Raw genomic sequence first — 13,310 nt, 5'->3', positions numbered from 1 at the left:
TACGTTAAGGTTAATTTTTTGCCATCACGTCATTAGTATATTCACAAACAGACTCGCCATTATTGACTGTATGCTGGAGATTCAGCTCCGTTAAGTAGCCGTCTGCCAGATACAAAACCCGGTCTGCAGAGGCTATGGTTTCCGGGCGATGGGCTATCAGCAGAACAGGAAGCCCCAGTTGACGTAAGGTCTGGCTTATCCGGATTTCACTCTCAACATCAAGGTGGCTGGTCGCTTCATCCAGTAACAGGAATCCCGGTTTCTTGTACAACGCCCTTGCCAGCAGAATGCGTTGTTTTTGTCCTCCGGAAAGCCCTCCGCCGGTTTCACCAATCAGCGTCTGATACCCCATCGGCATTGCCATAACATCGCTGTCGATAAGTGCCAGTCTTGCGCACTGGATCATTCGTTCATAATTTCGGTCATCACTGAAAAAAATAATGTTATCTGCTACAGAACCTTTGAAAAGATGGTCATCCTGCAGTACGGTACCGATACGCTGACGAACCTGAAAATAATCCGGATGCGTATGCAATATGCCAAATGCCCTGATCCTGCCCTCATCAGGGATGTGGATCCCAAGGATAAGCTTCACCAGTGTCGTTTTCCCGCATCCGGATTTACCTGTAATGGCAACGACTTCTCCGGGATTGAGTGTCAGCGACACCCCGCCGATTATCGGATTTTCCCCTCCCTTGTGGCTGAAGATGATGTGCTCAAGTACTAGAGGAGCATGAGCATATTCATCCATCTCCCTGCGGGATACAGAAGGAATGTGCGAAGCGTTGTTATGCTCACGAAAAGGCTGTTGCTGAAGGCCTTCTGTCGGGGTCAGTACAATATCAGCCAGTCGTTCGTTGTAAACATCGAGCATACGCCAGGAAAAAAACTTATCAGTCAGGCTACTGATACTGGAAGAAAAACGCGTCTGATAGGATAAATAAGCAACCAGCATGCCGACGGTGAAGGTTCCATTCAATACCTCCCCGGCGCCTTTCCACAAAATGATTGCTGATACCACGCTGCCGGTAAGAGTGTGAGCAATGTCATAGCACATCAGCAGACGGCTCTGACGCAACTGCGTATTTCTGCGGGCAACGTTGAGATTCAGCCAGGCGGCCTCACGATGTGCCGTCACACCGTTAATTCTCAGGCTGAGGATCCCGTTGAGTGTTTCAAGAAAATGCCCGGACTCCTTGGCACCTGCATCCCAGGCATCTTCTGCCGACTGTCGAAGGGACGGATACCACAGTGCCCTCAACACACCATAGAAAATGGCTGCAAGTACGGCGATCAATGTCATTTCAGGACTGTACAGCAGCATCATGCAAAGCGCAGTCACCACGAGCAACACATCCAGAATACCTTCCAGCACTTGCGTAGTCAGCGCCTGCTGGATGGTATCTACCGCCTCAAAACGAGCATTAATACTCCCCTTACTGCGTGCATCAAACCAGGCCAGAGGAAGATGGACCAGATGATGGAAAACCCGTGCTGTCCACTGCATGTTAAAATTGACGGACAGTGTAATACTCGCCCACTGGCGGGCCAGTGACAGCAGCATCTGGGTCAGTGACATCAGCAGAAGCGCAATAATAATGACGGTCAACAAACTCTGGTCGGCAGCCACCAGGACTTCATCAATCACCAGCTGGTTGAGAAGCGGGCTTCCCAGTGTCAGGATTTCGAGTGCCACGGCAAAAACGATAATTCGCGACATTGCCGACAACAGACCCGGTGTTTTACCTGTCAGTTGGCGCAGATGGATTTTTTTCCTTTCATCCCGAGCGGTAAAATCACTGGCTGGCATCAGCTCCAGCGCGACGCCGGTGAAATGTTTTCCAGCATCCTGTAGGGAGAGCGTTACTTTTCCCTTTTCCGGATCATGAATAACCAGCCTGCTTCCGCGAACTTTATGTAGCACAACAAAATGATTCATGTTCCAGTGGAGAATACACGGGAGAGAAAGGGATCTTAGGTCCTCAAGCTCCAGCCGAACTGCCCGGCTGGATAATCCGATACCGGCCGCACATTCAGTCAGTCTCTGCAGGGTCATCCCTTGTGAGCTGATACTGAAACGTTCGCGCAGTGTGGGTAAGTCTGTTTGCAGACCATGCCAGCAGGCCATCATGACCAGGCATGCCAGACCACATTCCGCTGACTCTGTCTGTCGGGTGAGAGGAAGCTGTTTTCTCCCGGTCCATTTAAGTGTATCCATCACAGCTTTCCTTTCAGGCTCCAGAGCGGCTCAGTCAGCCACTCCCACAAATTGCGGGTATCCAGGCTGACATCCCCCTCAAGAACCATGCCGGGGCGCAGGGCTTCCTGTTTCCCATAAGCCAGAATAAAAGTATTTTCAGGTTCAACGATGACGCGGTAATGACCTTCATTCTCCTTCCAGGTCACAGGAGATACGGAGAGTAAATCAGAAGATGTCAGCGTTGTATGGCTTATTTCACGGATAGTCCCGTACTGCACACCAAACTTCTGATAGGGGAAGGCAGAGAACCGCAGGGCAACACGCTGCCCCGCCTGAATAAAGCCAGCATTCTGACTGGTAGCATAGAGTTCTATCTGCAAACGGGCATTGTCGGGAATGAGGGTCATGACAGGTTCAGATGCCCTGACAGACTGTCCCTGTCTGACCAGCACGGCAGCAACGGTTCCGGATACCGGTGAAGTCAGCGTGAAATTTTCCTTACCTGCCAGTTCGTCCTGCTGTTGCCTGATCACCTGCAACTGCCTGTCCATTTCAGCCTTCCGGCTTTCACCCTGAACGATGAGATGGTCAAGGTCGTCTTTAGCAGCCTCCATCGCGGTGTGCAGTTGCAGAAGCCCCTGACGCTGATCCTCAACGTTTTGCTGTGACGTTGAAACGTCAATCTGCTTCTGCTGGTATTCGATATCTGATACGTAATGCGTATCAGCAAGTTTCTTATAGCGCTCCATAACAGACACGGCCAGCGCAGCCTGATGCACGGCAAGTGACAGACGCTTTTCTGCACTTTTAACCTGAGGTTTCAGGGAAACTATTCGCTGTTGTATGGCATGCTGCTGCTGACTGTTGTCACGCAATTCCAGGGTCTGTTGAGAAGTCAGCATTGTAAACTGAGTTTGTAGGGAAAGTCTTATAGCAGCGAGTGTACCTGCCCCCTGTTCGTTGAAATGTTCACCGCTGATATGATAAAGAGTCTCACCGGCAATAATGTGTTGACCTTCTGAGGCGGTCAATTTGGTTACGTAGCCAGCATATTGAGGAGTGATTTTTACCAGCCCGGATGAGGGCATAACGATTCCGGAAAGGTGAGCCTTACGTGTATAGCTACCATAAAGAATAAAGAGTATCAGGCACAGAAATATGAATAACGTTGTGAGTGCGCTTACTGATAAACCGAATGACGCAGGTAAAACAATCTCACCATAATCAGAATCTGTTTGATGATTTAAAGCCTCTTCCCTGAAGATATTCATATCCCAAATACCCTTCAAAAATTTAACGACAAAACAAAAGCATTCATGCACGAATGAATTATAATAGGATAAAAAAGCCCTCTGCTTCTTATTCTAACTATTAATAGCAATATTGACACCAAAAAAAGAATGGATTGATCTAAAATGTTATAATACTGTCCATGCATCAGACAAAAAGACAATGAAGTCAATATACATGGGATAATATACTTTTTATTAAAAATTGAGTGGAAAACACCGAAGATACAGCCCCTGTATATAATCTCCTCATAATATGGGACTACGAAGGTGGCTATTATAAATGCTATAAAACTAATATGGGAAGGTCCATAATGATATAAATTATCCCTGTAAAGATAAACATTATACTGAACCAGCAAAATGACAAACAACACAACAATAGAAAATTTTATTGAAGCTAAATCTCTACTTGGGCGTAATTTAAAACCATCCAACTTCCTTAAGTAAAAAATATACAAGAAAAATGCAATTGAAAATTCCGCAATAAACAATAAGAAAAATGACACATCGAGAGTAAGATAGCGGAGGGTTATGGATGGCGATAACGTAATTATTATTGAGATAACAGACGCAATAAAAAGAACAATTACGTTTTTCTTACTATAAATGAATGGATAGACATGCCTAAAGATTATCATGTTCAACCTATTATTAATTCATATTTTATATAAGAATCAACAAATATGGCTATGATATCGTAATCATTTTTTGATATCATGCACTTTAACTTCAGTGAACATTTGTAATGATTCCATTCTGCAACACAACAATTTTTATCGGAGTGTACTTTATTTACTTTTAAACCTATTCATCAAGTTAACGCCCCATCGAGTTACTGCTATTAATACAATCAACGCAATAAGAAACCTTGATATAATCCCTGGCCGTGATACTTCGTCAAACTCAAGAACTTCAGCGTATTTCAAAAGGGTAAATGCGATAATGAAAAAAAATAAGTAAATTAGGAAATTTAAAAATTGTTTCATGCTTAACCCGATACTTGTGATTACATTAACTTTATCAAAAACAATAGCTCATCATGACTACTTCGAATAATCATTAAATATCGAAACACCTAGAATAACATTCAGTTATAATGAGCTTTTAAATTACTATCACACACAACTCAAATTACTTACCAACGGCATTGTCCGGGGCCGTTGTAATTATTACTTTTATCTTTACTACCACGATCTGAAAAACTATCTTTTGTGCACTGGCCAGCTATAGCTCCACCAATTACCCCAGCGGTCATACCCACTGGCCCCCAAGGAGAGCCGGCGATTAGACCACCGATGATTCCTGCGCCGCATGAGTCAACGCCCTTGTAAATAGAGCCATTGTTTCCTTTTGAATTACCAGGTTTAGAGCTGGTGTTACGACTACCGGCACCTTCATAATTACCGCTTCCATTGCCGCCACTTACTAATGCTATCTCATTAAGGCTTAATGCTCTTATATTCGACATAAATCATCTCCATTTAATTTAGTTTTGCATTTTGTGCTAAAAAAATATCTTACATTACTTAATGTAAAGAAAGTGTATTTATGTAAGCAAATGTAAATAAGCTATTGAACTTCGTAAACCGTAGCTCCATTTGGGAGCAGTTCAGCTCCTGCATGGGCAGGCCTATAACACGAAATCGACCTGGAGGTACGGTAATGTTCAGGCATCTTTTCTGACGTCCAGCGCGCAATCACTTCTGCGTCGTAACAGATTTTACAGCCATGGCGCATCGCTTCGTTACGGACGTGCCAGAGTGTTTCGGCTTCTTCGGGCCTGGCTTTTCTTGGCATTACATACTCCTTTATGGATAAATCTGAATAACAAAAGCACGACCAACTGGAATGTGATATTGATGAAATATCAGAACCCAAACAAATGATAACGCTCAAATATGGAGATCACCGGATGACGATACCCACGCTTACGACAGAACGCTTATTACTTAAACCCCTTGTTGCCGCCGATGCCGTCCAGATCCAGCAACGCTATCCGCGCTGGGAGATTGTCCGCTATATGGTGGCTTCAGTCCCCTGGCCCTACCCGGAAAACGGTGCAGAAAATTATGTCAACAACGTTGCACTGCCAGATATGGCCAAAGGGATTGCGTGGTTCTGGACGATTCGCCGTCGCGAAGCGCCTGACGAACTGATGGGGTTGATTTGCCTGTATGACGTGGAGGACAACAATCGGGGCTTCTGGCTCGCGCCGGAATTTCAGGGCCAGGGATATATGCGCGAGGCGAGTATTGCGGCCACGGATTACTGGTTCAATACGCTCAATAAATCGGTGTTGCGCGCGCCGAAAGCGGCGGCCAACAGCCGCTCCCGACGTATTTCAGACAGCAGCGGCATGCGGCTCATCAGGACGGAGAAGAAAGCCTATGTCAGCGGCCTGCTGGATTCGGAGCTGTGGGAAATCACCCGCGACGAGTGGAATGCCCGTCAGGTCAGCTGATAATGCTTATCCGGCATCAGTCTTTCAGGGATGTTCTCTTCATCGTTCATCTGCAACAGATCGCGCTCCATCATGTTGCAGATGGCGTCCAGCGGCAGATCGTTATCTTCCGTCCCAAAAGGATCTTCCAGCTCTTCCGCCAGCGTATCCAGCGAGATAAAAGTGTAGGAAATCAGCGCAGAGACAAAGGGCGTCATGTAATGCAGATCAACTACCAGCGCAAACGGCAGCATGATGCAGAACAGATACACCGTCCGGTGCAGGATCAGCGTATAGGCAAACGGGACTGGCGTATTGGCGATACGCTCACAGCCAGCCAGCACGATGGACATATCATTCAGGCGGTTGTTGAGGCTGTGAAACAGAATGTCTGAAAGGTGCCCGCTACGCCGCCGTACGGCCAGCCACTCCCCCATGATCAGCAGGATACGGTTCGCCGGCGAGTTGGCGTCCATCACTTTGCGTAAATCGTCAGGAGCCAGATAGCGGGACAGCTGATCGGCATTGGTTTCTCTGCGCAGGGTCATACGCAGACAGTTAGCAAACGCGATTTGCAGGCGGACAAACTCTCCAAGATGTTTATCATCCGGCAAGGTGTTTTTTACCTCGCGAAACAGCGAGCGCGCCGCTATCATCAACTGCCCCCAAAGCAGACGCGCCTCAACGTAGCGCGAATAACAGGCGTTATTGCGAAATCCCAGGAAGATGGCGATAGCCACGCCCAGAATGCTGAACGGCGCGACGGTAAACCGGATACCCAGCGAGGTGTACCACGGCAGCATGACAATCACGGCGATGGAAAGCAGGAAGTTAAGCAGCAGTCGGGTATAAATTTTGGGAAGTACCGAACCATGCCAGACAAAAATCAGTTGCAGCCAGTGCTGTTGAGGACGAACAATCATAATCAGCTTCAGAAAAGTAAAGAGCGCGGCTATTAAACGTGATCCCCCTCACGGTTGCAAGCATGTTAATAGTTCATTGCATTTTCTGACCTGTTAAGCCTCAACCGCACGGTGCTGCATGTGCTTTTTAAAAAAAGAACGTATAGTATGTTGTAACTAAACAGGGTCTTTAAAAAACCCGGCCAACGCCGGGCATTATGATTAGCAGAGCGGTTTTACCGCATCGCGCATGCCTTTGCTTAAAATTGCATCCAGATCCAGCGCAACCTGATCTACCAGTCCGTTCACCAGAGTGAGATCCTGTTCCCAGTGCTCGCTCACGCTTAACACTGACGATACCAGTTCACGGGTAGTGACCTGTTTGTCGTGATGTTGCGTCCACAACTGCTGGTAACGTTCAAGCCAGTGCGCATCGTCCTGCACCGGATAGCGCTCACCGTTGCGCTCGGCACGGTAAAATGCAATCAGCGTCGCCAGAGCAAAGGTCAGACGTGCTGGCAGTTTGCCGGTCGCCTTCTGCCCTGCCAGCAGTTGCGGCAGAATGCGGGTGCGGTACTTGGTCATCCCGTTCAGGGCAATCGACAGCAGCTGATGCTTAATGTACGGATTTCGGAAACGCCCCGTTACGGCACTGGCGAAGGAGTGCAGCTCGTCGCGCGGCAGATCCAGGACCGGAATAATCTCCTCATAAATAGCCTTCTCTACGAACGCGCAAATTTCCGCGTCGTTCATGGCTTCCCCTACCGTATCCAGGCCGGCCTGAAAAGCGACCGGAACCAGCGCCGTGTGCGCGCCGTTGAGGATCGCCACCTTACGCTCTTTATACGGTTTGATATCGTCAACAATCAGGACGTTGAGTGGGTATTTATCCAGGCGCAGTTCAGCTGCAAGTGATTTCGGCCCCTGAATAACAAACAGATAGAAATGTTCCGCCGTGTCGAGGAAGCTGTCGTGATAGCCCAGCCCGGCTTCCAGCTCTGCCACCTCATCACGCGGATAGCCGGTAACAATGCGGTCAACCAGCGTCGAACAGAAAGTGTTAGCATCATTCAGCCACGCAATGAATGCCGCCGGCAGCGCCCACTCCTGTGCATAGCGCAGCACCAGTTCACGCAGGGCATCGCCGTTGTAGTCGATGAGTTCGCAAGGAATGATAATCCAGCCTTTATCCGCTGCCCCGTTAAAGTGGGTAAAACGCTCGAACAGCAGACGCGTCAGTTTGGCCGGATAGCTGACAGCTGGCGCATCGTCAAACTTATCCCCCGCGTGATAGCTGATCCCCGCCTCCGTGGTATTGGAGAAGACAAACCGCATGTCCGGGTTATGGGCGAGCTTCAGAAATTCATCGTACTGGCTGTAGACGCTGATTTCACGATTCACGGAACGAATAAGACGCGCATCGCTTACCGCTTCCCCCTGCTCATTCAGACCGCGAATAATCGTGGTATACAGACCATCCTGGGTGCTCAGGGACGGCGGAAAATCGCTCTGGATCGGCCGCACAATCACCACACCGGCATTGAGATTGGTATGCTCGTTTAAGAGGTCGATTTGCCAGTCAACGAACGCGCGCAGGAAGTTACCTTCGCCAAACTGGATGATACGTTCAGGATAGCGCGCACCGGGGAAATCACGACGGTTGAGTGTGTTCACAATGGAGGTCCTTTATGATTAGTCATACAGCCTGATAAGATTGGTGTGATAACTTATCAAAACTTCAGGACCATAACCCCTGTCTGGATCAACTCAGGATGCGATGGTGAAAAATAATCACAGAAATTTATAGAACACCGAGGTCGCCGTCATGTCCCCGTTCGGCATCAGGGCGTAGCGTGGGATCTCCCCCGCCTTTTGCCAGCCTGCTCTCTGGTAAAACGTCTCCGCGCCGCTGCCGGTTGAGGTATCAAGCACCAGTACCGTAAGCGCTTTTTCACGTGCAACCGCCTCCAGGGCTTCCATCAGCGCCATTGCCGCCCCTTTACGGCGCGCCTTCTCATGAACCAGCAGTTTCGCGACATCTGCGCGGTGCGGCTGGTTTTCAGGCTGATCGGTAATCAGCTGGACCGTGCCAACCAGCCCCTGCTCCGCATCAAAACAGCCCAGAACGGTACGCTCGTCGCGCCCGACGCTCTCTGCGACGCCGAGCCAGAAGGTATGGGCTTTCCCGGCAGAAAAAGGCTGTATAAAGCTGACGGAGGCGCCGCCGTTGACACAGTTGACCAGGATATCGTTGAGGGCATCGATGTGGGTGAGGATGTCCTGCCGGGAGAGAGGTTTAATCAGCATGGGAGAGTTCATTTCGCGTCCTTAGGTTGAATCTCTCCACTTTGCTATTAACATTTTTGTAACGCAATAAGCGATGACATAGGATTTCGTTATGTCATTTTTCGCCGTGGTGTTGCCGCTTCATGGCGTACATTTGCGCATCCGCGTGTTTTAGCCATGCCTGCATATCATTGCGGTGATGATCGAACTCGCTCAGCCCCCAGGAGAACTGTAACGACCAGGGATGCAGCTGACGCGCATTATACTTTTCCGTTTGTTCGACGAGGTACTGCATAGCGATCCAGGCGCCGGGTTCATCGGTATCCGCAAACAGCACCGCGAACTCATCGCCCCCGAAACGTACCAGCAGATCGGCCTCGCGGAACGAGGAACGCATCAGGGTGGCCATCGCTTTCAGGGCCTTATCACCCTCCTGATGCCCGAAGCGATCGTTAATGGTTTTGAAATGGTCCAGATCCAGCCAGCCAAGGGTTAACGGTTCTGCCCGACGCTGCGAAACCGACAGTGCAAACTGCGCAAACTGGTTAAACCCGCGACGGTTAAACAGCCCCGTGAGTTCATCGGTTGTGGCCGCGCTAACGGCCGCAAATTCATCCTCTGCCAGCGCGCTGAGATCGGCCAGTACGGCGACATCCGCCGCCGTAAACTCACGCGGTGCGTAATCAATGAGACACAACGATCCCACGCACGCCCCGTCACGTAAACGCAGCGGGAAACCGGCATAAAAGCGCACGCCCGGATCTCCCACCACCTGCGGATTATCCGCAAAGCGTTCGTCCAGCAGCGTGTCACTCACCACCAGCGGCGCGTCACCCAGGATCGTATGACCACAAAACGAGAGATCGCGAGGCTGGGTGGCAGGTACCTGGCCGTCGGCAGACTTCACGATCGCGGCGTGGTCATCCACCAGCGTAATCATCGCCAGCGGCACCCTGAAAAAGCGTGTTGCCAGCCGCGTAAGACGATCAAACGCGGGGTAATTGTCGATCTCAAGCAGACCGGACTCGCGCAGAGCATTCATGCGCTCCGCTTCATTCACGGGAATTTGAGGTGCCTTCATAACGTCTCCTGACGCTGAGCATTAGTAAAAGCGTAGCTTAAACAGAGACATTGTCAGTTCAGGAGGCACGATTTACCTCTATGACCAGCCAATGATGGATTACGTTGACGATATACTGTTGTTGCTGCGCACTCAGCGGCACGCCCTGCGGGATAGCGTGCCACTTAGCCAGACAGCCCCGACAGCAGGTTGCCGTGGCATGCTGGGCGATAAAAACCGGATGGCCGCGCATTGGCGTCTGCTTACCGTCATTCACCGGGTGCGCAGGCGCCAGCCGCGCGGCGACAAAATCAGCAGCATGCTTATCGATAGTCTCCGCGCCCTTATCCCAGCAGTATTGCCGCTCTTTCGTCCCTAAATGAAATCGTGAACGGAACGTGGAGCGAGCCAGGCGCGCGAACAGAGGATCTAACGTGGACATCAGTATACGGACCGTCCAAGGCGTTTGGTCAGCTGTTCCAGCGCCGCCACGCCCGCCAGTGAATTTCCGGTCTCGTCCAGTTCCGGGCTCCAGACGGCAATCGCCATCTCGTGAGGGACAATCGCCACGACCCCACCGCCAACGCCGGATTTTGCCGGCAGCCCCACGCGCCAGGCAAACTCCCCGGCATTCTGATACATCCCGCTGGTTGCCATTAAGGCGTTGATCTGCCGGGCCTGCATCGGGGAGACAACGTCCTCGCCCAGATGCGGGGCATGGCCCTGATGCGCCAGAAACAGAAAAGTCTGCGCCAGTTCGACGCAGTTCATCTTCAGCGCGCAGTAATGAAAATAGTTTTGCAGCACCGTGGCGACGTCATTATGAAAGTTGCCGAAGGACTTCATCAGCCAGGCAATGGCGGCGTTACGTGCAGAGTGTTCAAACTCAGAGCGCGCTACCACCGGATCGTAGGCGATGTCCTGCACGCCGGAAAGCTGCCGCACAATCTGGAGCATCCGCTGGCGCGGCGCGCTCAGCCGGCTTTGCAGCATATCGCACACCACCAGCGCCCCGGCGTTAATAAACGGGTTACGCGGCTTACCCTGTTCGATTTCCAGCTGGAGAAGGGAGTTGAACGGCTGACCGGACGGATCTTTGCCCACCCGCTGCCAGATCTCCTGCTCGTCATACTGGCGCATGGCGGCAACGAGGCTAAGCACTTTTGAGATCGACTGAATCGAAAAGCGCTCAAGCGCGTCTCCCGCCTGAAAACGCTGACCGTCGACAGTACAAATGGCGATACCGAGCTTATTACCGCTGACCGAAGCCAGCGCGGGAATGTAATCGGCAACCTTACCCTGCCCCAGTAACGGACGAACCTGCGCCAGAATCTCGTCCAGCATCTCATTATGGATGACCGCAGCCACACTTTGCTCCTTGCCCTCAGGCTAAAACGGGCAGCGAGTATAACAGACGCTTATACGTCACGTCAGGCAGGGAGACGAAAACGCGAGACGGCCTGCAACAAAAGATCGGACTGCTGATGCAGGCGCTCAGAGGCATTTGACGCTTCGCTAACCAGCACATCTGTCCGACGCGATACCTGATTCAGCGCCTGAAGCTGACGGGTCATCTGATGAATGCTGTCCCCCTGATTCAGGGTAGCCAGCGAAATATCATTCAGCAGGCTGCTCAGATTCGCCACCAGCCCGGTGACCTGTTGCAAATTCTCTTCCAGACGGTTTACCACCTGAGAACCTTCTTCAATGCCCTGTAGCGAGTGGTTAATTAGCGCCTGAATGGTTTGCGTAGAGTGACTGCTTTTTCTGGCCAGCAGCCCCACTTCCCGGGCAACCACCGCAAATCCGCGCCCCTGCTCTCCTGCATGGGCGGCTTCAATGGCAGCATTGAGGGCCAGAATGTTGGTCTGAAACGCCACGCTGTCGATCATCGCGACGATCCCGCGCATCTCTGAGGATCGGTCGACGATCGTCTGCATCGAGCCATTCACCGCTGACATCATTTGCTCCCCCCCAGCGGCAGCCTGTCGGGCTTCATCCGCGCGCGAGCGGGCGAGTTTTGCATAACCCGTGTTCCCCTCAACGTGGGTTTCGAGATCGGCGATGTGTGCGGTCACCTCCTCCAGCTCTTTGGCCTGTCGCGTAGACTGCTGATAAAGCTTCTGATTCCCCTGCGCAAGCGATCCGATATTTTCAACCATGGAGGTAGTGGCCTCGCTGACCTGGGTCACCAGTTGCTGGAGCCCGCGCTGCATGGCGGTAATACTGCCGCTGAGCTGGCTGATTTCACGGTTAAAGCGCACAACGTCAGGCGGCGTGCCTGACAAATCCCCTGCCGCAAGCTGGTTAATATGGATAATCAGACGGCGTAGCGGGGATATCACCCACTTCGCCATTCCGAGCCAGACGGCTATGGCAATGGCCAGTAGCACCAGCGGCGCAAACAGGAACAGCCGTTGCAGACCTGAGAGTTGTTCCATGAGCGACTGACGCCCCTGTATCGTCTGCTTCTCACTCCGTTGCTGATAGCGTGCGAAATTGTCATTAAAATCGGTCTGAAACGCCTGGGCGGGTACGGCGAAAAAGAGGTCGATGCTGTTGGTTTTCACCAGCCCCTCCGCCTGCTCTCGGATGGCGTCGAAAAACAGCTGATAGCTGTTAACCAGCCCGTTGTCTTTCGGCGGATTAAGCGCGAGCCAGGCCTGCCATGCCTGCTGTGACGCCGCCAGGAATTTTTGCGCCTCGTCCATCAGGCTATGCCAGCTTCCTTCCGAGCCGGTCTCTTTATCCTGCATAAAGTACACGCCGGAGCGGTTGAGCAGATCGCTGGCCGCCAGCAGAGAAATACGGGCCTGATCCAGCCTGCTCTGCTGCTGCCAGGCCAGCTGATTGCGCTGTTCGTTACGCTGGGCTTCATTCAGGGAGGCGGTCAGCAGGAAGGAGGAAGAGAGTTGCAGGGCGGAGAAAAGGCCAATGATACAAAAGATGCCGGTCAGCAGGCCAAACTGACGAGGGATAAAGCGCGGCGCAAGACGACTAAAAATTTGCGTTAGGTTCATAATTTTCTTCTGTAACAATACGTTAGACGCGAGCGAGTCTACGAAACGAAAATGACAGAACCATTACGCAAAAATGACAGGAAACGTGAACTGCCGGGTAGCGGCCTGGC

The 13,310-nt window shown here is 51.3% G+C and carries 12 protein-coding genes; 1 reads left to right on the top strand and 11 read right to left on the bottom strand.

Annotated features, from left to right (window positions below):
- Positions 1-10 precede the first annotated feature (10 nt).
- From KTH07_RS08800 to KTH07_RS08785, 4 genes are all read right to left on the bottom strand, one after another.
- On the bottom strand, positions 11-2,218 hold the full coding sequence (locus KTH07_RS08800) for a peptidase domain-containing ABC transporter (RefSeq protein ID WP_017382355.1): 2,208 nt from the start codon (positions 2,216-2,218) through the stop codon (positions 11-13).
- Positions 2,218-3,471, bottom strand: a complete 1,254-nt coding sequence (locus KTH07_RS08795) for an HlyD family secretion protein (protein ID WP_032624257.1) — start codon at positions 3,469-3,471, stop codon at positions 2,218-2,220. Before KTH07_RS08795 ends, KTH07_RS08800 begins: the two co-directional genes overlap by 1 nt.
- Before the next feature lie 14 nt (positions 3,472-3,485).
- Complete coding sequence (locus KTH07_RS08790; RefSeq protein WP_032103015.1) at positions 3,486-4,130, bottom strand: CPBP family intramembrane glutamic endopeptidase; 645 nt, start codon at positions 4,128-4,130, stop codon at positions 3,486-3,488.
- A 497-nt stretch (positions 4,131-4,627) separates the two neighbouring features.
- Positions 4,628-4,960: a hypothetical protein gene (locus KTH07_RS08785; RefSeq protein WP_217310926.1), complete on the bottom strand. Its 333-nt coding sequence runs from the start codon at positions 4,958-4,960 to the stop codon at positions 4,628-4,630.
- Positions 4,961-5,404: 444 nt separating this feature from the next.
- On the opposite strand from KTH07_RS08785, the gene KTH07_RS08780 reads away from it, so the two are divergent.
- Complete coding sequence (locus tag KTH07_RS08780; protein ID WP_032619665.1) at positions 5,405-5,953, top strand: GNAT family N-acetyltransferase; 549 nt, start codon at positions 5,405-5,407, stop codon at positions 5,951-5,953.
- Here KTH07_RS08780 and KTH07_RS08775 read toward each other — a convergent pair.
- From KTH07_RS08775 to KTH07_RS08745, 7 genes are all read right to left on the bottom strand, one after another.
- Positions 5,941-6,855, bottom strand: a complete 915-nt coding sequence (locus KTH07_RS08775) for a bestrophin family protein (protein WP_003857155.1) — start codon at positions 6,853-6,855, stop codon at positions 5,941-5,943. The two genes, KTH07_RS08780 and KTH07_RS08775, sit on opposite strands and share 13 nt — an antisense overlap.
- Positions 6,856-7,056: 201 nt before the next feature.
- On the bottom strand, positions 7,057-8,508 hold the full coding sequence (locus tag KTH07_RS08770; RefSeq protein ID WP_032619667.1) for a tagaturonate reductase: 1,452 nt from the start codon (positions 8,506-8,508) through the stop codon (positions 7,057-7,059).
- 117 nt (positions 8,509-8,625) lie between these two features.
- A complete protein-coding gene (locus KTH07_RS08765) occupies positions 8,626-9,153 on the bottom strand; it encodes a GNAT family N-acetyltransferase (RefSeq protein ID WP_032619668.1) in 528 nt (175 codons plus the stop codon).
- 82 nt (positions 9,154-9,235) lie between these two features.
- A complete protein-coding gene (locus KTH07_RS08760; protein ID WP_032619669.1) occupies positions 9,236-10,201 on the bottom strand; it encodes a sensor domain-containing diguanylate cyclase in 966 nt (321 codons plus the stop codon).
- A gap of 58 nt (positions 10,202-10,259) precedes the next feature.
- The gene (locus tag KTH07_RS08755) at positions 10,260-10,622 is read right to left on the bottom strand and encodes a DUF4186 domain-containing protein (RefSeq protein WP_003857163.1); all 363 of its coding nucleotides are present in this window, start codon (positions 10,620-10,622) and stop codon (positions 10,260-10,262) included.
- Positions 10,622-11,524: a glutaminase B gene (gene glsB / locus KTH07_RS08750; RefSeq protein WP_176601575.1), complete on the bottom strand. Its 903-nt coding sequence runs from the start codon at positions 11,522-11,524 to the stop codon at positions 10,622-10,624. The genes KTH07_RS08755 and glsB overlap by 1 nt, the downstream gene beginning before the upstream one ends.
- An 86-nt stretch (positions 11,525-11,610) precedes the next feature.
- A complete protein-coding gene (locus KTH07_RS08745) occupies positions 11,611-13,200 on the bottom strand; it encodes a methyl-accepting chemotaxis protein (RefSeq protein WP_217310924.1) in 1,590 nt (529 codons plus the stop codon).
- Positions 13,201-13,310 lie beyond the last annotated feature (110 nt).

The organism is Enterobacter cloacae complex sp. ECL72 (genome assembly GCF_019056635.1).
Taxonomy (GTDB): Bacteria; Pseudomonadota; Gammaproteobacteria; order Enterobacterales; family Enterobacteriaceae; genus Enterobacter; species Enterobacter hormaechei_C.
This window is presented reverse-complemented; position numbering and strand designations above follow the sequence as displayed.

Bases quoted from the DNA above. Each gene is read 5' to 3' on its own strand.
- KTH07_RS08780 (WP_032619665.1), top strand. From the start codon at position 5,405: ATGACGATACCCACGCTTACGACAGAACGCTTATTACTTAAACCCCTT.
- glsB (WP_176601575.1), bottom strand. From the start codon at position 11,524: ATGCTGGACGAGATTCTGGCGCAGGTTCGTCCGTTACTGGGGCAGGGT.
- KTH07_RS08785 (WP_217310926.1), bottom strand. From the start codon at position 4,960: ATGTCGAATATAAGAGCATTAAGCCTTAATGAGATAGCATTAGTAAGT.
- KTH07_RS08745 (WP_217310924.1), bottom strand. From the start codon at position 13,200: ATGAACCTAACGCAAATTTTTAGTCGTCTTGCGCCGCGCTTTATCCCT.
- KTH07_RS08795 (WP_032624257.1), bottom strand. From the start codon at position 3,471: ATGAATATCTTCAGGGAAGAGGCTTTAAATCATCAAACAGATTCTGAT.
- KTH07_RS08800 (WP_017382355.1), bottom strand. From the start codon at position 2,218: ATGGATACACTTAAATGGACCGGGAGAAAACAGCTTCCTCTCACCCGA.
- KTH07_RS08765 (WP_032619668.1), bottom strand. From the start codon at position 9,153: ATGAACTCTCCCATGCTGATTAAACCTCTCTCCCGGCAGGACATCCTC.
- KTH07_RS08790 (WP_032103015.1), bottom strand. From the start codon at position 4,130: ATGATAATCTTTAGGCATGTCTATCCATTCATTTATAGTAAGAAAAAC.
- KTH07_RS08760 (WP_032619669.1), bottom strand. From the start codon at position 10,201: ATGAAGGCACCTCAAATTCCCGTGAATGAAGCGGAGCGCATGAATGCT.
- KTH07_RS08755 (WP_003857163.1), bottom strand. From the start codon at position 10,622: ATGTCCACGTTAGATCCTCTGTTCGCGCGCCTGGCTCGCTCCACGTTC.
- KTH07_RS08775 (WP_003857155.1), bottom strand. From the start codon at position 6,855: ATGATTGTTCGTCCTCAACAGCACTGGCTGCAACTGATTTTTGTCTGG.